The sequence below is a fragment of the Microtetraspora glauca genome, from assembly GCF_040656155.1.
GTDB classification, from domain to species: Bacteria; Actinomycetota; Actinomycetes; order Streptosporangiales; family Streptosporangiaceae; genus Microtetraspora; species Microtetraspora glauca.
On sequence record NZ_JBFALK010000008.1, the window covers coordinates 88,422 to 104,020 of the forward strand.

The 15,599-nt window shown below is 69.8% G+C and carries 16 protein-coding genes; 8 read left to right on the top strand and 8 right to left on the bottom strand.

The genetic code is table 11. The features are described from left to right. Positions 1-25: 25 nt before the first annotated feature. Entirely contained in the window at positions 26-1,084 is a 1,059-nt protein-coding gene (locus AB0I59_RS16460) for an NAD(P)H-dependent amine dehydrogenase family protein (RefSeq protein ID WP_061255140.1), read from the bottom strand. Between the two features lie 183 nt (positions 1,085-1,267). Here AB0I59_RS16460 and AB0I59_RS16465 point away from each other — a divergent pair, with 183 nt between their 5' ends. The 7 genes from AB0I59_RS16465 to AB0I59_RS16495 all read left to right on the top strand — a co-directional run bounded on the left by AB0I59_RS16465 (position 1,268) and on the right by AB0I59_RS16495 (position 9,510). Next, on the top strand, positions 1,268-2,164 hold the full coding sequence (locus AB0I59_RS16465) for an SDR family oxidoreductase (protein ID WP_061255258.1): 897 nt from the start codon (positions 1,268-1,270) through the stop codon (positions 2,162-2,164). Between the two features lie 233 nt (positions 2,165-2,397). Continuing rightward, entirely contained in the window at positions 2,398-3,570 is a 1,173-nt protein-coding gene (locus AB0I59_RS16470; RefSeq protein ID WP_358133840.1) for an ROK family transcriptional regulator, read from the top strand. A gap of 26 nt (positions 3,571-3,596) precedes the next feature. Next, the gene (locus tag AB0I59_RS16475) at positions 3,597-5,129 is read left to right on the top strand and encodes a sugar ABC transporter ATP-binding protein (RefSeq protein ID WP_061255139.1); all 1,533 of its coding nucleotides are present in this window, start codon (positions 3,597-3,599) and stop codon (positions 5,127-5,129) included. Next, positions 5,122-6,108 carry an ABC transporter permease gene (locus tag AB0I59_RS16480; protein ID WP_061255138.1) on the top strand — a complete coding sequence of 329 codons (987 nt, stop codon included), beginning with the start codon at positions 5,122-5,124 and terminating at the stop codon, positions 6,106-6,108. The genes AB0I59_RS16475 and AB0I59_RS16480 overlap by 8 nt, the downstream gene beginning before the upstream one ends. A 116-nt stretch (positions 6,109-6,224) precedes the next feature. Next, positions 6,225-7,289 carry a substrate-binding domain-containing protein gene (locus AB0I59_RS16485; RefSeq protein ID WP_358133550.1) on the top strand — a complete coding sequence of 355 codons (1,065 nt, stop codon included), beginning with the start codon at positions 6,225-6,227 and terminating at the stop codon, positions 7,287-7,289. Continuing rightward, entirely contained in the window at positions 7,286-8,446 is a 1,161-nt protein-coding gene (locus tag AB0I59_RS16490) for a Gfo/Idh/MocA family protein (RefSeq protein WP_358133553.1), read from the top strand. The genes AB0I59_RS16485 and AB0I59_RS16490 overlap by 4 nt, the downstream gene beginning before the upstream one ends. Before the next feature lie 56 nt (positions 8,447-8,502). Then, positions 8,503-9,510, top strand: a complete 1,008-nt coding sequence (locus AB0I59_RS16495) for a sugar phosphate isomerase/epimerase family protein (RefSeq protein ID WP_061255136.1) — start codon at positions 8,503-8,505, stop codon at positions 9,508-9,510. Positions 9,511-9,654: 144 nt separating this feature from the next. On the opposite strand, the gene AB0I59_RS16500 is transcribed toward AB0I59_RS16495, so the two are convergent. From AB0I59_RS16500 to AB0I59_RS16520, 5 genes are all read right to left on the bottom strand, one after another. Next, positions 9,655-10,014, bottom strand: a complete 360-nt coding sequence (locus tag AB0I59_RS16500) for a hypothetical protein (RefSeq protein ID WP_358133556.1) — start codon at positions 10,012-10,014, stop codon at positions 9,655-9,657. Beyond that, positions 9,987-10,595 (bottom strand): ATP-binding protein, encoded by a 609-nt coding sequence (locus AB0I59_RS16505; protein WP_358133559.1) that lies wholly within the window; start codon positions 10,593-10,595, stop codon positions 9,987-9,989. Before AB0I59_RS16505 ends, AB0I59_RS16500 begins: the two co-directional genes overlap by 28 nt. A gap of 335 nt (positions 10,596-10,930) precedes the next feature. After that, positions 10,931-12,016: an alcohol dehydrogenase catalytic domain-containing protein gene (locus AB0I59_RS16510; RefSeq protein ID WP_061255135.1), complete on the bottom strand. Its 1,086-nt coding sequence runs from the start codon at positions 12,014-12,016 to the stop codon at positions 10,931-10,933. Positions 12,017-12,032: 16 nt separating this feature from the next. Next, positions 12,033-12,227, bottom strand: a complete 195-nt coding sequence (locus AB0I59_RS16515; RefSeq protein WP_358133562.1) for a ferredoxin — start codon at positions 12,225-12,227, stop codon at positions 12,033-12,035. A gap of 37 nt (positions 12,228-12,264) precedes the next feature. After that, positions 12,265-12,750, bottom strand: coding sequence for a pyridoxamine 5'-phosphate oxidase family protein (locus tag AB0I59_RS16520; protein ID WP_228647362.1), 486 nt, complete (start codon positions 12,748-12,750; stop codon positions 12,265-12,267). A 151-nt stretch (positions 12,751-12,901) separates the two neighbouring features. Between AB0I59_RS16520 and AB0I59_RS16525 the strand changes: the two genes are divergently transcribed. Then, entirely contained in the window at positions 12,902-13,531 is a 630-nt protein-coding gene (locus tag AB0I59_RS16525; RefSeq protein ID WP_061255255.1) for a class I SAM-dependent methyltransferase, read from the top strand. Positions 13,532-13,642: 111 nt separating this feature from the next. Here AB0I59_RS16525 and AB0I59_RS16530 read toward each other — a convergent pair whose 3' ends face one another. Both AB0I59_RS16530 and AB0I59_RS16535 read right to left on the bottom strand, forming a co-directional pair. After that, positions 13,643-14,701, bottom strand: a complete 1,059-nt coding sequence (locus AB0I59_RS16530; RefSeq protein ID WP_358133565.1) for a prenyltransferase — start codon at positions 14,699-14,701, stop codon at positions 13,643-13,645. A gap of 100 nt (positions 14,702-14,801) precedes the next feature. Beyond that, entirely contained in the window at positions 14,802-15,515 is a 714-nt protein-coding gene (locus tag AB0I59_RS16535) for a class I SAM-dependent methyltransferase (RefSeq protein WP_061255131.1), read from the bottom strand. Positions 15,516-15,599 lie beyond the last annotated feature (84 nt).

Below are 15,599 nucleotides of genomic sequence, written 5' to 3' on the forward strand. Positions count from 1 at the left end.
CGCCGGCCGGGATCTCGGGAGCGGATCAGGCGAGCCGCGCGGTGCCGCGGCCGGTGACGAGCGGCAGGTCGAGAAGCGTACGGATGCCGGACGGTGCGGCGCACACGGCGGCGATCGCGTTGACGGCGTGCGCCGCCGCCCCGGCCAGGCCGTGCTCGACCTCGTCGATCGCGACGGCCATGGTGGGACGGCCCTCGATGTGGACGGCGAAGCCCGGCGCGGCCCAGCGGCGCACCCGGTCGGCGTCCGCCTTGTAGACGCACTCGACCGTCATGAACGGCCGGCCCCTGACCAGGCCGCTGAAGACCCAGCGCGACGCGCAGACCGTGCCGGGCCGGACCACTCCCGCAGCGATCTCGAACTCGTCGACGGCCAGTTCGTACTCGTCGGTCTCCTCGACCTCGTCGAGCCGTACGCCGAGCGCGTGGGCGACGAGTTGGACGCTCTCGGAGAACAGCGCACGCTGGAAGGCGCGGAACGGCCGCACCGCTCCGGCGTAGTCCTTGGGCGCCCGGGTGAACCCGATCAGGTCGGTGACGATCTGCCGTGACGGGTGCCCCCGGAAGTCGGACGACTCGCGCACGTAGATGTGGTCGAGCCGGCAGGACAGCCCGGACAGCGCGAGCGGCAGCAGGTCGCTCATGAACCCCGGGTTGATGCCGGTGCCGTGCAGCGACGTCCCACCCCGCGCGCACGCCGACTCCAGCCGGTCGACCAGGCCGGGACCGTACGCCTGCGGATAGACGAACCCGGTGGTGGTGATGACGTTCTTGCCGGAGGCCAGAAGGGCGCAGACGACCTCCACGTCGGTCGCCGGATCACCGCCGAAATAGGCGGCGGGGAGCGGCATGTGCAGCACGCAGTCGGCGTCGAGCGCGAGCACCCGGTCCACGTCGTCGGTGCACGCGACACCGGTGGATCCGAGACCGACCAGCTCCCCGGCGTCGAGCCCGACCTTGTCCGGGTCGTAGACGAGGACTCCGGCCAGCTCGAGATCCGGCCTGCTGATCACATCGCGGAGCGCGTACCCCCCGACTGCGCCGGTGGCCCACTGGACCACGCGCAGCGGCGGAGATGAGGGCATGCGGGGCCTCCAGTTAGGTGTGCCGTGACTTTCACCCATGCCCGTACGGGATCAAGGACTATAGCAGAAATTTACTCGTTCGATCACTATCTGCAACGGTGCAACATCGTCTGATGTCCCTTACGGGACAGGGAGATATTGTTTTGACGACTAGAATGTTGTTCTCCTCGAAGGGTGGACGCGATGTCCGATCTCAGGTTCGACGGAAAGGTCGCGGTCGTCACCGGTGCGGGTCACGGGCTCGGCCGGTCGCACGCTCTCCTGCTGGCCGAGCGGGGTGCCAAGGTCGTCGTCAACGATCTCGGCGGCGCCCTGGACGGCAGCGGCGCCTCCACCGGCCCGGCCGCGGAGGTCGTCGAGCTGATCACGAAGAACGGCGGCGAGGCGATCGCGAACGCCGACAGCGTCGCCACTCCGGAGGGTGCCGAGGCCGTCGTACGGGCCGCCGTCGACGCCTTCGGGCGGGTGGACATCGTCGTCAACAACGCCGGGATCCTGCGCGACAAGTCGTTCGGGAAGATGACCGTCGAGGAGTTCGACGCGGTCATCGCCGTGCACGTGCGCGGAGCGTTCCTGGTGAGCCGGGCCGCGTTCCCGCACATGAAGGAGCAGGGCTACGGCCGCATCGTCAACACCTCGTCCCCGGCGGGACTGTTCGGCAACTTCGGCCAGGCCAACTACTCCACGGCCAAGATGGGTCTGGTCGGCCTGACCAAGACCCTCGGCATCGAGGGCGCCCGCGCGGGCATCAAGGCCAACGCGATCGCGCCGATCGCCTGGACGCGGATGACCGAGACCCTGCTCCCCGCCGAGTTCGAGGCCAAGTTCACCGCGGAGCGGATCAGCCCCGTGGTCGCCTACCTGGCGCACGAGAGCTGCGAGACCAGCGGTGAGGTGTTCTCGGTCGGCGGCGGCCGGGTCGCCCGCGTGTTCGTCGCCGAGGGGCCGGGATGGCGGGACGACGCGATCTCCGTCGAGGGTGTCCGCGACAACTGGGAGGCCATCATGGCCGAGCAGCCGTATCTCCAGCCCACCACCCTGGGCCAGCAGGCCGGCGCGTCCATGCAGGCCATGCTCTGACATCCGCCGCTACGGCGGGGTCGCCCGCCGGATGTGGCCGCGACGAACGCACGGCCTCGCGTTGATCACGTGATCCGCGAGGCCGTGCGTTTTTCGTTGTGACAGCTCAGGCGGCTAACTTTTGCAGATTTCAGCGAAAGTTAGGGAAGCAGCGTAGAAAAGGTCTTCACAGTTCCGCAAAAGAAGGGTAAGTTCGCGCCATCTCACTCCGATCCGGAGGCTTTGTGAAGCGCATGCGGCCAGAGAACGTGCACCAGGCGATGCTGCTGCGGCTCCTGCGGGAGGGCGGCCGGTCGCGGGCCGAGCTCGGTGACGTGGTGGACCTGTCCAGGTCCAAACTGAACGTCGAGCTCGACCGGCTGATCGAGCTGGGCCTGGCAGAGCCGGACGGCCTCGCCGAGTCACGTGGCGGCAGGCGGTCCGGCAAGGTACGGCTGTCGCGCCAGACGAGGTTCGCCGGGATCGACATCGGCGCCACCTCGGTCGACGTCGCGGTCACCGACGGCGAGCTGGAGGTCCTCGGACATCTGAGCGAGCCGTGTGACATCCGGGAGGGTCCGGCCGTGGTGCTCGACCAGGCCATCGCCCTGCTGGGCAAGCTCCGCGAGCAGGGCCTGTTCACCCAGCTCCACGGCGCCGGCATCGGCGTCCCCGGGCCGGTGAGCTTTCCCGAGGGAGTCCCCGTCGTCCCGCCGATCATGCCCGGGTGGGACCGCTACCCGGTCAGGGAGGCGGTCAGCGAGGAGCTCGGCTGCCCGGCGATGGTGGACAACGACGTCAACATCATGGCGCTCGGGGAGCTGCACGCGGGGCTGGCCAGGCAGGTCGGCGACTTCCTGCTCGTCAAGATCGGCACCGGCGTCGGCTGCGGCATCGTGGTGGACGGCAAGATCTACCGCGGAGTGTCCGGGAGCGCGGGAGACATCGGCCACATCAGGGTCGACGACGACGGCCCGATCTGCGCCTGCGGCAACTCGGGGTGCCTGGAGGCCTACTTCGGCGGGGCCGCGCTGGCCCGCCAGGCCACGGCTGTCGCGCGGTCGGGCGGCTCGCCGTACCTCGCCGAGAGGCTCGCCGCGGCCGGAGCGTTGACGGCGGAGGACGTGGCGGCCGCGGCGGCGCAGGGAGACGCCGCGGCGATTCAGATCATCCGTGACGGCGGGCGCAGGGTCGGCCAGGTCCTGGCGAGCCTGGTCAGCTTCTTCAACCCCGGTCTCGTCATCATCGCCGGAGGCGTGGCCCGCCTGGGCCACGTGCTGCTCGCGGAGATCAGAAGCGTCGTCTACCGCAGGTCGTTGCCGCTGGCGACGGGCAACCTGCCCATCGTGCTCTCGGAACTGGGCGACGCCGCCGGGATCGTCGGCGCGACCCGGCTCATCAGTGACCACGTCTACTCGGCCGCGTAACGCCCATCGCAGCAACTGGAGGCATCATGCCGGTGTCACCCCCCGACACGGCACCCCTGCTCGCCATGCGGGGAATCGTCAAACGGTTCCCCGGCGTACGAGCACTGGACGGCGTCGACCTGGAGGTCAGAGCCGGCGAGGTGCACTGCCTGCTCGGCCAGAACGGCGCGGGCAAGTCGACCCTCATCAAGATCCTCGCGGGCGCGCACCAGCCCGACGAGGGCGAGGTCCTGCTGGACGGCGAGCCGGTACGGCTGGCCACCCCGACCGCGGCCATGAAACAGGGCATCGCGACCATCTACCAGGAACTCGACCTGGTGGACGGGCTGTCCGTGGCCGAGAACATCCTCCTCGGCCACGAGCGGACCTCGTTCGGGTTCACCCGGCGCGGAGAGACCAACCGGATCGCGGCGGACCTGCTCCGGCGGCTCGGCCACGGGGAGATCCCGCCGGGCACCGAGGTGGGCCGGCTGCCTCCGGCGGCCAAGCAGGTCGTCAGCATGGCCCGCGCGCTCTCCCATGACGCCCGCCTGATCGTCATGGACGAGCCCTCCGCCGCGCTCGCGCACGACGAGGTGGCCAACCTGTTCCGGATCATCCGCGAGATCACCGCCCAGGGAGTCGCGGTCGTCTACATCTCGCACCGGCTGGAGGAGATCCGCGAGATCGGCGACCGGGTCACCGTGCTCAAGGACGGCCGCACGGTCGCGGTGGGCCTCCCCGCCACGACCCCGACCGGGCGCGTCGTCTCGCTGATGACCGGTCGCGACGTCGAGTACGTCTTCCCGCCGCGACCGGAACCCGGCGGCGACCGGCCCGAGGTCCTGCGGGTGGAGGGGCTGACCGTGCCCGGCGTCTTCGCCGACGTCTCCTTCTCCGTACGGGCCGGGGAGATCGTCGGGCTGGCCGGTCTGGTCGGCTCGGGCCGGTCCGAGATCATCGAGGCCGTCTACGGCGCGCGCCGGGCGTCCGGCCGCGTCCTGCTCGACGGCCGCCCCGTGCGGCCCGGCCACACGACCACGTCCGTACGGCTCGGCATGGGCCTCGCTCCCGAGGAGCGGAAGGCGCAGGCCCTGCTGCTGGACCAGAGCGTGGCGCGCAACATCACGCTGGCCGGCCTGACCCGCTACGCGCGCCTCGGCTGGATGGACCGCCGCAGGGAGGCAGCGGAGGCGGCCCGGCTGATCGAGGCGCTGGACATCCGGCCGCGCGATCCGCGCCGGCCGGTCAAGACGCTGTCCGGCGGCAACCAGCAGAAGGCGGTGCTGGCCCGCTGGCTCGTCGAGGGCCGCAGGTTGCTGCTGCTCGACGAGCCGACCCGCGGCGTGGACGTGGGCGCCCGCGCCGAGCTGTACGCCGTCATCCGGCGGCTGGCCGACGAGGGCGTGGCCGTCCTGCTGGTGTCCAGCGAGGTCCCCGAGGTACTCGGGCTGGCGGACCGCGTGCTTGTCATCCGTGAGGGCCGGATCGTGCACGAGGCCCCCGCGGTGGACCTCGACGAGCACCGCGTCCTCGATCTGGTCATGGTTTCGACGAACGAGGAGTCCCACGTTGACTGAGGCGACCCCGACACGCGTGGCGAGAAGGCCCTTCCTGGGGAGGATCGGGGAGGTGCCGCACGTCGGCCTCGTCGCCGCGCTCGTCCTCCTGGCGATCGTCGGCCTGGTGACCAGGCCGGAGAACTTCGCCACCTCCTCCAACCTGGTGAGCATCCTCGCGCTCGCCTCGACGATCGGCGTGATCACCGTCGGCATGACCTTCGTGATCATCGGAGGCGGCATCGACCTGTCCGTCGGCGCGGTCATGGCGATGTCCTCGGTCTGGGCGACCACCTTGGCCACCCAGTCGTACGGCCCGGCGGTCATGATCGTGTGCGCGGTCCTGGTCGGCACCGGGGCCGGGCTGGTGAACGGCTTCCTGATCTCCTACGGCCGGATGGTGCCGTTCATCGCCACCCTCGCCATGCTGGTGGCGGCCCGGGGCCTGGCCCAGCGCATGTCCAACCAGCGGACCCAGCTGGTCCAGCAGGCCAACAGCGCGATCGTCGAGTTGTCCACCACCCGGGTGCTCGGGCTGCCGCTGCTGGTCTACGTCTTCGCCCTGGTGGTGGTGCTCGGCTGGATCCTGCTCAACCGGACCACGTTCGGCCGCAGGACGTACGCCGTCGGCGGCAACCCCGAGGCGGCCCGCCTGGCCGGCATCGACGTCCGGCGCCACACCATGCTGCTGTACGGGCTGTCCGGCCTGTGCTGCGGGATCGCGGCCGTCCTCATCATGGCGAGGACGACCACCGGCTCCTCCACCCACGGCGACCTGTACGAACTGGACGCCATCGCCGCCGTCATCATCGGCGGCACCCTGCTCACCGGCGGCCGGGGGACCATCATCGGGTCGATCCTGGGCCTGCTGATCTTCACGGTGATCACCAACCTGTTCATCCTCAACGGGCTCAACACGAGCGATCAGCTCATCGCGAAAGGCCTGATCATCGTCGTCGCCGTGCTCATGCAGCGGCGCGGCGCACTCACCGCCACCTGACGACGCCACCCATCCGAACACCGCCGAGGGCCGAGAGCGACGACTCGCGGCCCCGGCCCTCCACACCCTCGAATCCTTCTCCTCACGCAGTCCCCCCATCTGAAACGGGAGATCACATGACCCAGAACACCGGTCGCCGGGGCTTCATCCTCGGCGGTGCCGTTATCGGCGCCGGAGCGCTCGTCTCCGCGTGCACCAGCAACGAGCCGGCCGTGCAGCCCAGCGCGGCGGCCGCGGCGGCGACGACCGCCGCCGCGCCCGGAGGCAACGACCAGCCCGGCACCCAGGTGACGATCGGATTCTCGGCGCCCGCCGCCGACCACGGCTGGATCGCGGCCATCGCCAAGAACGCCGAGGCCGCGGCGAAGCAGTACTCCGACGTGGTGTTCAAGCCGGTGGAGCCGACCAACGACATCAACCAGCAGATCTCGGCCGTGGAGTCCCTGATCCAGGCGAAGGTCGACGTCCTGGTGCTGCTGCCCAACGACGGCCAGCAGCTCAACCAGGTGGCCAGGCAGGCCATGGACGCCGGAATCCCGGTCGTCAACCTCGACCGGGTCTTCCCCGACAAGCTGTCGTACCGGACCTGGATCGGCGGCGACAACTACGGCATGGGCGTGGCCGCCGGGCATTACATCGGCAAGACGCTCAAGGAGAAGGGGGTGAGCGATCCCGTGATCGTCGAGATCCAGGGCATCGCCACGCTGCCGCTCACGCAGGACCGGAGCAAGGGCTTCGAGGACGCGCTCAAGTCGTACGGGTTCAAGGTGGCCGCCAAGCAGGCCGCCCAGTTCACCGTCCAGTCCGGCACCGAGGTCACCGCGAACCTGCTGCAGGCGCACAAGAAGATCGACGCCATCTGGAACCACGACGACGACCAGGGCATCGGCGTGCTCGCCGCCATCAAGGAGGCGAACCGCAGCGAGTTCTTCATGGTCGGCGGCGCAGGATCGGCGAACGCCATGCGTGAGATCCAGTCCGGTGGCAGCGTGCTCGCGGCCACGGTGACCTACAGCCCGACCATGGCGTCGTCCGCGATCAAACTGGCCCGGCTCATCGCCCAGGACAAGGGCATGTCCGACCTCACCGAGAACCAGGTCCCGCAGTCGATCACCCTCGCGTCCGAGACCATCACCAAGGACAACGTCGCGACCTACCTCCCGCTGGGGTTCGAATCGTGAAGCCGCTGATCGGGGTGGGCATGGTGGGCTACGCGTTCATGGGACGCGTGCACTCCCAGGCCTGGCGGAACGTGACCGCGTTCTTCGACCTGCCGGTGACACCGTCGATGGCGGTGCTCTCCGGCCGGTCGGAGGACCACGCGGCCGCCGCCGCGGCCGCGCTCGGCTGGGCCGCGGTCGAGACTGACTGGCGCGAGCTGGTCGCCCGCGACGACGTGCAGATCGTGGACATCTGCACGCCCGGTGACTCCCACGCGGAGATCGCCATCGCCGCGCTGGAGGCGGGCAAGCACGTGCTGTGCGAGAAGCCGCTCGCCAACACCGTGGCGGAGGCGGAGGCCATGACCGCGGCGGCGTCGAAGGCGGCGGCGCGCGGCGTGCGCAGCATGGTCGCCTTCAACTACCGGCGGGTGCCCGCCATCGCGCTGGCCAGGAGGTACGTCGCCGAAGGACGCCTCGGGGAGATCCGGCACGTCCGCGCCCAGTACCTCCAGGACTGGATCGTGGACCCCGAGTTCCCGCTGGTGTGGCGACTGCAGAAGGACAAGGCCGGATCGGGCGCGCTGGGCGACATCGGCGCTCACATCGTGGACACCGCCCAGTTCGTCACCGGACAGCTGCTGACCGGCGTCTCCGCCCTCACCGAGACCTTCGTCAAGGAGAGGCCGCTGGCCGAGGGCGCCAGCGGGCTCGCCGGCGGCAGCCGTACGGACGGGCGGGGGCAGGTCACCGTCGACGACGCGGCGCTGTTCATCGGCAGGTTCGACGGCGGTGCGCTGGGGTCGTTCGAGGCCACCCGGTTCGCCACCGGGCGCAAGAACGCCCTCCGGCTGGAGATCAACGGCTCGCTGGGCAGCCTGGCGTTCGACTTCGAGGCCATGAACGAGCTGTGGTTCCACGACGAGGCCCAGGCGGACGCCGGGTTCCGGCGGATCCTCGTCACCGAGCCCGGCCATCCCTACATGGACGCGTGGTGGCCTCCGGGCCACGGCCTTGGCTACGAGCACACCTTCACCCACGAGGTGAAGGACTTCCTGGAGGCGATCGCGGCCGGGACCGACCCCTCACCCTCGTTCGAGGACGGCCTGCGCGTGCAGCGCGTGCTGGCCGCCGTCGAGGAGAGCGCGGCGAACGCCTCCCGGTGGACGCCGCTCTGAGCACACCCATGACATCCCGTGACATCCCCTGAGATCCCGTACCGGGAGGAGCGCAGATGACGCGACCGATCACGTTGTTCACCGGACAGTGGGCCGATCTCCCCTTCGAGGAGGTGTGCCGGCTCGCCTCAGAATGGGGCTACGACGGCCTGGAGATCGCCTGCTGGGGCGACCACTTCGAGGTGGACAAGGCCCTTTCCGACGACACGTACGTGGAACGCAAGCGCGAGGTCCTCGCGAAGCACAACCTCGGCGTGTGGGCCGTCTCGAACCACCTCGTCGGACAGGCCGTCTGCGACCACCCGATCGACGAGCGGCACAAGGCCATCCTGCCCGCGCGCCTGTGGGGGTCCGGAGACCCCGAGGAGGTACGGCGGCGCGCGGCCGAGGAGATGAAGGACACCGCGAGGGCCGCGGCGAAGCTGGGCGTCGGAACGGTGGTGGGGTTCACCGGATCGTCCATCTGGCACACCGTGGCGATGTTCCCGCCGGTCCCGCCGTCGATGATTGAGGCGGGATACCAGGACTTCGCCGACCGGTGGAACCCGATCCTGGACGTCTTCGACGAGGTGGGCGTGCGGTTCGCGCACGAGGTGCACCCCAGTGAGATCGCCTACGACTACCACACCACGGTGCGCACGCTGGAGGCCGTCGGCCGTCGCGAGGCGTTCGGGCTGAACTGGGACCCCTCGCACATGGTCTGGCAGCAGGTCGACCCGGCCGGGTTCATCCTCGACTTCGCCGACCGGATCTATCACGTCGACTGCAAGGACACCAAGGTCCGCGTCGGCGACGGCCGCCGTGGCCGGCTGTCCTCCCACCTGCCCTGGGCGGACCTGCGGCGCGGCTGGGACTTCGTCTCGACCGGGCGGGGCGACGTGCCGTGGGAGGAGTGCTTCCGCGCGTTGAACGCCATCGGCTACGACGGCCCGATCTCGATCGAGTGGGAGGACGCCGGCATGGACCGCCTCGCCGGCGCTCCGGAGTCCCTGGCGTACATCCGGCGGCTGAACGCCATCACCCCGCCGGAAGCGTCCTTCGACGCCGCCTTTTCCTCGGAGTAGTTCACCCGTTCTGGCGGCGCGGCCGCTCGAAGCGTCGAGGCGCGGCTTCCGGGACGAGTTCCGCGGTGGTCAATGCTCCGGTGGTCAATGCTCCGGGTCAGTGCTCCGGGGTCAGTGCCGCAGGGTGGGTTCCGCCGTCCCGGCTCAGCGCCACGCCGCGATGACGTCGTCCGCGCCCCAGACCAGGTCGGCGCCTTCCACGCCGGACCGCGTACCTGACAGCGAGACCACGGCGAGTCCGCTCACCCCGGTGTCGAACCCGGGAACCTGCGCCGCGTCACGGCGGAGGGTCGCCAGGTCATGCGCGTCGAATGGGGTGCCCAGCCATTTGACGGAGCCCGCGAACGCGACGTGGCGAGCCACTGGGGCGCGGTCCGCGCCGACCAGATCGACTTCGGGAGCGAATCGGCGATTCCACCAGCCGCCCACGGCCTCAACCTCGGGCCACGGGAGATCTCCGGACGCCCCGGCGATCGTCAACGCGTCGCGTACGACGGGTTCCACCGCGCGGCCGCGAAAGCTGGTCCATCGTCGTTGAACCAGGCGGAATGCCAGGTCTGGACGACCCCGGCGGGAATGATCGGCGGCGGCACGGAGGATGCCCAGATACATTCGCAGGTTGTTGTCGGCGACCCGGTACAAGGCCGGTTTTCCCGGCTGGGTGGACAGCGGCTGATCCACGGTGAGCACCTGCTTCTCCTTCGCCAACCTGTGGAGGAGCCGACGGCGTCGGCGGTCTCGGCCGGGTTGAGCGGGCCGAGCACCATGGTGTCCGCTCGTCCGTAGAAGGGCCGATCGTAGGCGGTCAGCCGCTCCATCATGTGAAGGTCGCTGCCCAGCAGAAGCAGCAGGACCGGCTTCATGGACAACAGCCGGTCCCATGCCGTCTGTAACGCTCCGTCGAACAGGTCGTCCTGCTCGGCGAGCCAGGGCATCTTGTCCATGACGATGATCGAGGGCGTCGAGGGGAGCGTGGATGCCAGGACCCGGAAGGCGTCCGGCCAGCTCCCATTGCTCACCCGCACGACATTGCCGGAATCGGGAGGCAGGGAGGACTCTTGCAATTCGGTGCAGAAAGTGGCCACGGACTCTACCGGGGACATTCCCTTGATCGCGGTGAAGAACAGGTACGGTGTGCCCGCCTGGTCGCAGAATTCCTGGACGAGTCGAGACTTCCCGACCTGACGGCGTCCCCCCCAGGGCGAGGGCGGATCCGGTGCCTGAGGAGTGGACACGGCGAAGACGCAGAACGTCCAGCTCCCGCAGGCGTCCGATGAAGCGGGCCCCACGCATGGTCGACTCCTCGGTAGATGGCATCTAGGTAGATGGCATCTACCAAGCGGCCCTCCCTGGCCGACGGCCCGGAACGGCGACAGGCCCGCCCGGGAACGCCGGGCGGGCCTGTCCGTCGCGCGTGTTCTCAGTCCATGACGACGATCTGGCGGAGGACCTCGCCGTTCTTGAGCGAGGCGACCGCGTCGTTGAGGTCCGAGAGCTTGATCCTGGAGCTGATCATGCTCTCCAGGTCGAGCTTGCCCGCCTTGTAGAGGCCGGCGAAGAACGGGAAGTCGCGGCGCACGTCCGAACCGCCGTAGAGCGAGCTGAGGATGTTCTTGCCCTCGAAGAGCAGGTTGAACGCGGTCAGCGGCACCGTGTCGTCCATGGCGCCCGCGCCGACGACGACGACGTCGCCGCCGCGTCGCGTGGCCTGCCACGCGGTCATGATCGCGGCGGACTTGCCGACCACCTCGAAGCCGTAGTCGAAGCCCTGGCCGCCGGTGAGGCTCGCCGTCGCGTCCATGAGCTGGTCGGGGGTGATCGCGTGCGTGGCGCCGACCTTCTTGGCCAGCTCGTGCTTGGACTCTAGGGGGTCGATCGCGAGGATTGTGGTCGCGCCCGACAGCCGGGCACCCTGGATCACCGAGAGGCCCACGCCGCCGCAGCCGACGACCGCGACAGTGGAGCCGGGACGTACCTTCGCGGTGTTGAGCACCGCTCCGACGCCGGTGGTGATGCCGCAGCCGATCAGCGCGGCGGCCTCGTACGGCACGTCCGGATCGACCTTGATCGCCCCCTGCCACGGAACGACGATCTCCTCGGCCCAGGTGCCGCAGCCGGCCATGCCGAACGCCGGGGTGTCGCCGCCGTAGCGGAAGCGGGCTTCCACGAAGCTCTTCATCACGAACGTCATGCAGAGGTGCGGCTGGCCGACGACGCAGTTCGGGCAGTCGCCGCACGCGGGCGTCCAGTTGATGATCACGTGGTCGCCTGGCTGGACGGAGGTCACGTGGTCGCCCACCTCGACCACCTCGCCGGCGCCCTCGTGCCCGGGGATCACGGGCAGCGGCATCGGCAGCACGCCCGAGAGCACCGACAGGTCGGAATGACAGACGCCGGTGGCCTTGATCTTCACGCGGACGTCCGTGGGGCCGACCGGGGCCAGCGTGAAGTCGTCACGGATGTCGAGCTTGTCGTCACCGACCGCGTGCAGCAGCGCTCCGCGCATTTGACCTCCTGGGGGGTTACTCGTCTTCGAGCGATAGGGCGGCTTTGGGGCAGGAACGGACCGCGTGCCGCACGCGGTCGAGCATCTCCGCCGGCGGCTCGGGCAGTACGACCTGCAGCCGGTCGTCGTCATCGAGCTCGAAGACCTCGGGGGCCAGGCCGGTGCACACGGCGTTGGCCTCGCACACCAGCTCGTCGAGCTTGATCTTCACTGGACTCTCCTCGGATGGGGCCGCTGCTCCGGTGGGCTCAGAGGGATTCCCCGGAGCGCTGTCGTGGGGCCGCGGCGAGCTTGCTGTGGTCCCAGGAGACCACGCGGGTCGGCTCGACGACATATCCGACGCGCTTGCGGCCGGTCTGCTCGACGTACTCCCGGAGCGGTTCGACATCGTCCATGCGGGTCATGCGCCGGGTGACCTCCATCCCGATGCCGAGGACGCCCGCGGGGTCGTCGACGCGCTTGGCGACGCCGTACAGCATGATGCCGCGCAGTTCGGAGTACTCGTCGCCGTCCTCGATCAGGCAGGTGATCCGGGAATCGCGCTCGATGTTGCGGGCCTTCTGGGCCTTGCCGTACGTCCAGAAGGCGATCTTCCCGTCGACCAGGCCGTAGAACATGGTCACCATGTGCGGGGTGCCGTCGGGGTTGATCGTGCCGAGCTGGAGCTTGCGTGCGCCGTCGAGCAGCTTCGCGATCTCTTCCTCGGACATCGCAATCTGGGAGCGCTGGTTCACGCTGCAAAGTAGAACATGTTCCATCATGCCGGACAAGGGGACAGTGGAACCTTGTTCGGGTTGTTGTGGGCTAGGCTCCGTCCCTTGCAGGCGACAGCCGTACGAAAAGGACGACCATGCTGAAGGTGACCGACCGGTGACCACCGTCACGATGCCCGCTGATCTGCGGTACGCCGCCGAGCGGGCCAAGGGCTTCATGCCGCCGGAGGAGGGCCAGGCCCTCTTCGAACTCGCCTGCGCGTACGGCTCGCGCGGCCCGATCTGCGAGATCGGCACGTACTGCGGCAAGTCGGCGATCTACCTGGGCGCCGGCGCGCGCGTGGCGGGCTCGGTCGTGTTCACGGTGGACCACCACCGCGGCTCGGAGGAGATCCAGCCGGGATGGGCTCACCACGACCCCACGCTAATGGACCCGTGCTTCGGGAAGATGGACTCGCTGCCGTTCTTCCGCCGCACGATCGCCACCGCCGGCCTTGAGGACGAGGTCATCGCCGTCGTCGGCGCCTCAGAGACCGTCGCCAGGCACTGGAACACGCCGCTGGCCATGCTCTTCATCGACGGAGGGCACTCGGAGGAGCCGGTGACCCGGGACTACGAGGGATGGGCCCCGCACGTGGTCGAGGGCGGGGCGCTGGTCTTCCACGACATCTATCCCGACCCGGCGGCCGGAGGGCAGGCGCCGTACCGCGTCTATCTCCGCGCCCTCGCCTCCGGGGCCTTCACCGAGGTCCGTGCCGACGGCTCCCTGCGCGTCCTCGAACGAACCGGCCCGGGCATCTAGCCCTCGCCGCGAGGTCCGTCGGTCCGTCCGACTGTCTAGCCGGTACGTGGTGCCATCGGGGTTCGGTCCGGAACCCCGATCGGCAGACGTCGCCGGATGATCTCCCTGGGTCTAGGCGCGGGCGTGCTCGCAGCCGCAGTCGCCGGTGATGCGGACCTCGTGGTCACCGGCGTCACGGAAGATCGCGGCTCCGGGCGTCGCCCCGGACAGCGCGTCCGCGGCGAGGATCACCGCCGCCGCCGTGTAGGCCGACCGCTCGTGCGGGAAGTGTTTCTCGTTCACGAACTGCCAGCCCGTCCAGTACGAGCCGTCCTCGTGGCGCAGGTGCTGCATGTCGGCGAACACGCGCAGCGCCCTGTCCCTGTCGCCCATCGCGTCCAGGGTCAGCACCAGCTCGCAGGACTCCGCGCCGGTCACCCAGGGCTGGTCGGAGACGCAGCGCACGCCGAGATCGGGGACGACGAAGGTGTCCCACTCCTCCTCGATGCGCTTCTCGCCCTCGGACCCGCGTACGGCACCGCCGAGGACGGGGTAGTACCAGTCCATCGAGAAGCGGCTCTTGTCGGCGAACGCCTCGGGGTGTGCGGCGAGCACGTGTCCCAACCGGTCGGCGGCCAGTTCCCAGTCGGGCTGCGGATCGCCGAGCCGTTCACCGAGCAGGACACCGCTGCGCAGTCCCTGGTAGATCGAAGCGGAGCCGGTGAGCAGCGCGTACGCCGCGGGGACGCCGTGCTCGTCGCGTTCCCAGACGATCTCGCCGCGGGTGGTCTGCAGCCCGACGACGAAGTCCAGCGCCCGGGTGACCATGGGCCACATGGAGGCGGCGAACGCCTCGTCGCCGGTCACGAGCAGGTCGTGCCAGACTCCCACGGCGACGTACGCGGCGTGGTTGGACTCGCCGCCCTTCTCGACGGGCTCGCCGCCGGCCACCTTCATCGGCCACGAACCGTCCTGGCGCTGGTACCGGGCGAGCCAGTCGTAACCCCGGCGGGCCTCATCGCGCAGGCCGGCCACGGTCATGGCCATCAGGCATTCGACGTGGTTCCACGCGTCGATGTGACCCTCCGGCCAGGGCACGCCGCCCTCGCCGTCCTGGACCGCCGCGATGCTCCTCGCGGTGGCCACCACCTGATCCGCTGTGATCGCTCCCGGGACGGCCGGCACGCTCATGCCGCCGCGCCTCGCCGCTCGGAGGCGGGTCGTGCCGAAGGTGCGCGCGGCGGCACGTCGCGAGACGCGCGCGGCCGGTCGACGCTCTCGCTGCGCTCGCTCATGCCGGCTTCCGGACGTAGACGACCACGCTCTTACCGATCAGCGGGTTGAGCACGGCCTCCGCGATCCGGGTGGCGGCGGGGCGCTTCATGATGTCCCACACGAGGAGCTCGTGGTAGGCCTTGGCCAGCGGATGGTCGTCGTTGTTCACGCCCACCGCGCACTTGATCCACCAGTACGGCGCGTGCAGGCCGTGAGCGTGGTGGTGGGAGCCGACCTCAAGGCCGGACGCCTTCAGCTTGGCCTGGAGTTCCGCCAGCGTGTAGATCCTGATGTGCCCGCCGGGAGCGGTGTGGTAGTCCTCGGACAGCGCCCAGCAGATGCGTTCCGGCAGGAAGCTCGGCACGGTGATCGCGGCCCGCCCGCCCGGCTTGAGCACGCGGACGATCTCCCGCATGGCGGCCATGTCGTCGGGGATGTGTTCGAGCACCTCGGCCGCGATCACGCGGTCGAAGGACGCGTCGGGGAACGGCATGTGGAGCGCGTCGCCGACCACGGTGTCCCCGGAGGCCCCGGGCGGTACCTGGCCCTCCTTGTCCATGGCGGCGAACATCGCGGCGACGCCTTCCAGCTCGGCCGCGTCCATGTCGAAGGCCACCACGTCGGCGCCCCGGCGGAGTACCTCGAAGGCGTGCCGGCCGCCGCCGGCGCCGAGGTCGAGAACACGGTCGCCTGGCCCGACGGGGAGCCGCTCGAAGTCGACGGTCAGCACTCCTGCCTACCTTTCGTGATCATGCGGATGCTTCCGGCACGGCTTCGTGGCGCGCGTGGAAACGAGAACGCCCGCTCGCGGCGC

Coding starts and splice junctions, on each gene's coding strand:
- AB0I59_RS16460 (WP_061255140.1), bottom strand. CDS start 1,084: ATGCCCTCATCTCCGCCGCTGCGCGTGGTCCAGTGGGCCACCGGCGCA.
- AB0I59_RS16465 (WP_061255258.1), top strand. CDS start 1,268: ATGTCCGATCTCAGGTTCGACGGAAAGGTCGCGGTCGTCACCGGTGCG.
- AB0I59_RS16470 (WP_358133840.1), top strand. CDS start 2,398: ATGCGGCCAGAGAACGTGCACCAGGCGATGCTGCTGCGGCTCCTGCGG.
- AB0I59_RS16475 (WP_061255139.1), top strand. CDS start 3,597: ATGCCGGTGTCACCCCCCGACACGGCACCCCTGCTCGCCATGCGGGGA.
- AB0I59_RS16485 (WP_358133550.1), top strand. CDS start 6,225: ATGACCCAGAACACCGGTCGCCGGGGCTTCATCCTCGGCGGTGCCGTT.
- AB0I59_RS16495 (WP_061255136.1), top strand. CDS start 8,503: ATGACGCGACCGATCACGTTGTTCACCGGACAGTGGGCCGATCTCCCC.
- AB0I59_RS16510 (WP_061255135.1), bottom strand. CDS start 12,016: ATGCGCGGAGCGCTGCTGCACGCGGTCGGTGACGACAAGCTCGACATC.
- AB0I59_RS16525 (WP_061255255.1), top strand. CDS start 12,902: ATGCCCGCTGATCTGCGGTACGCCGCCGAGCGGGCCAAGGGCTTCATG.
- AB0I59_RS16530 (WP_358133565.1), bottom strand. CDS start 14,701: ATGAGCGTGCCGGCCGTCCCGGGAGCGATCACAGCGGATCAGGTGGTG.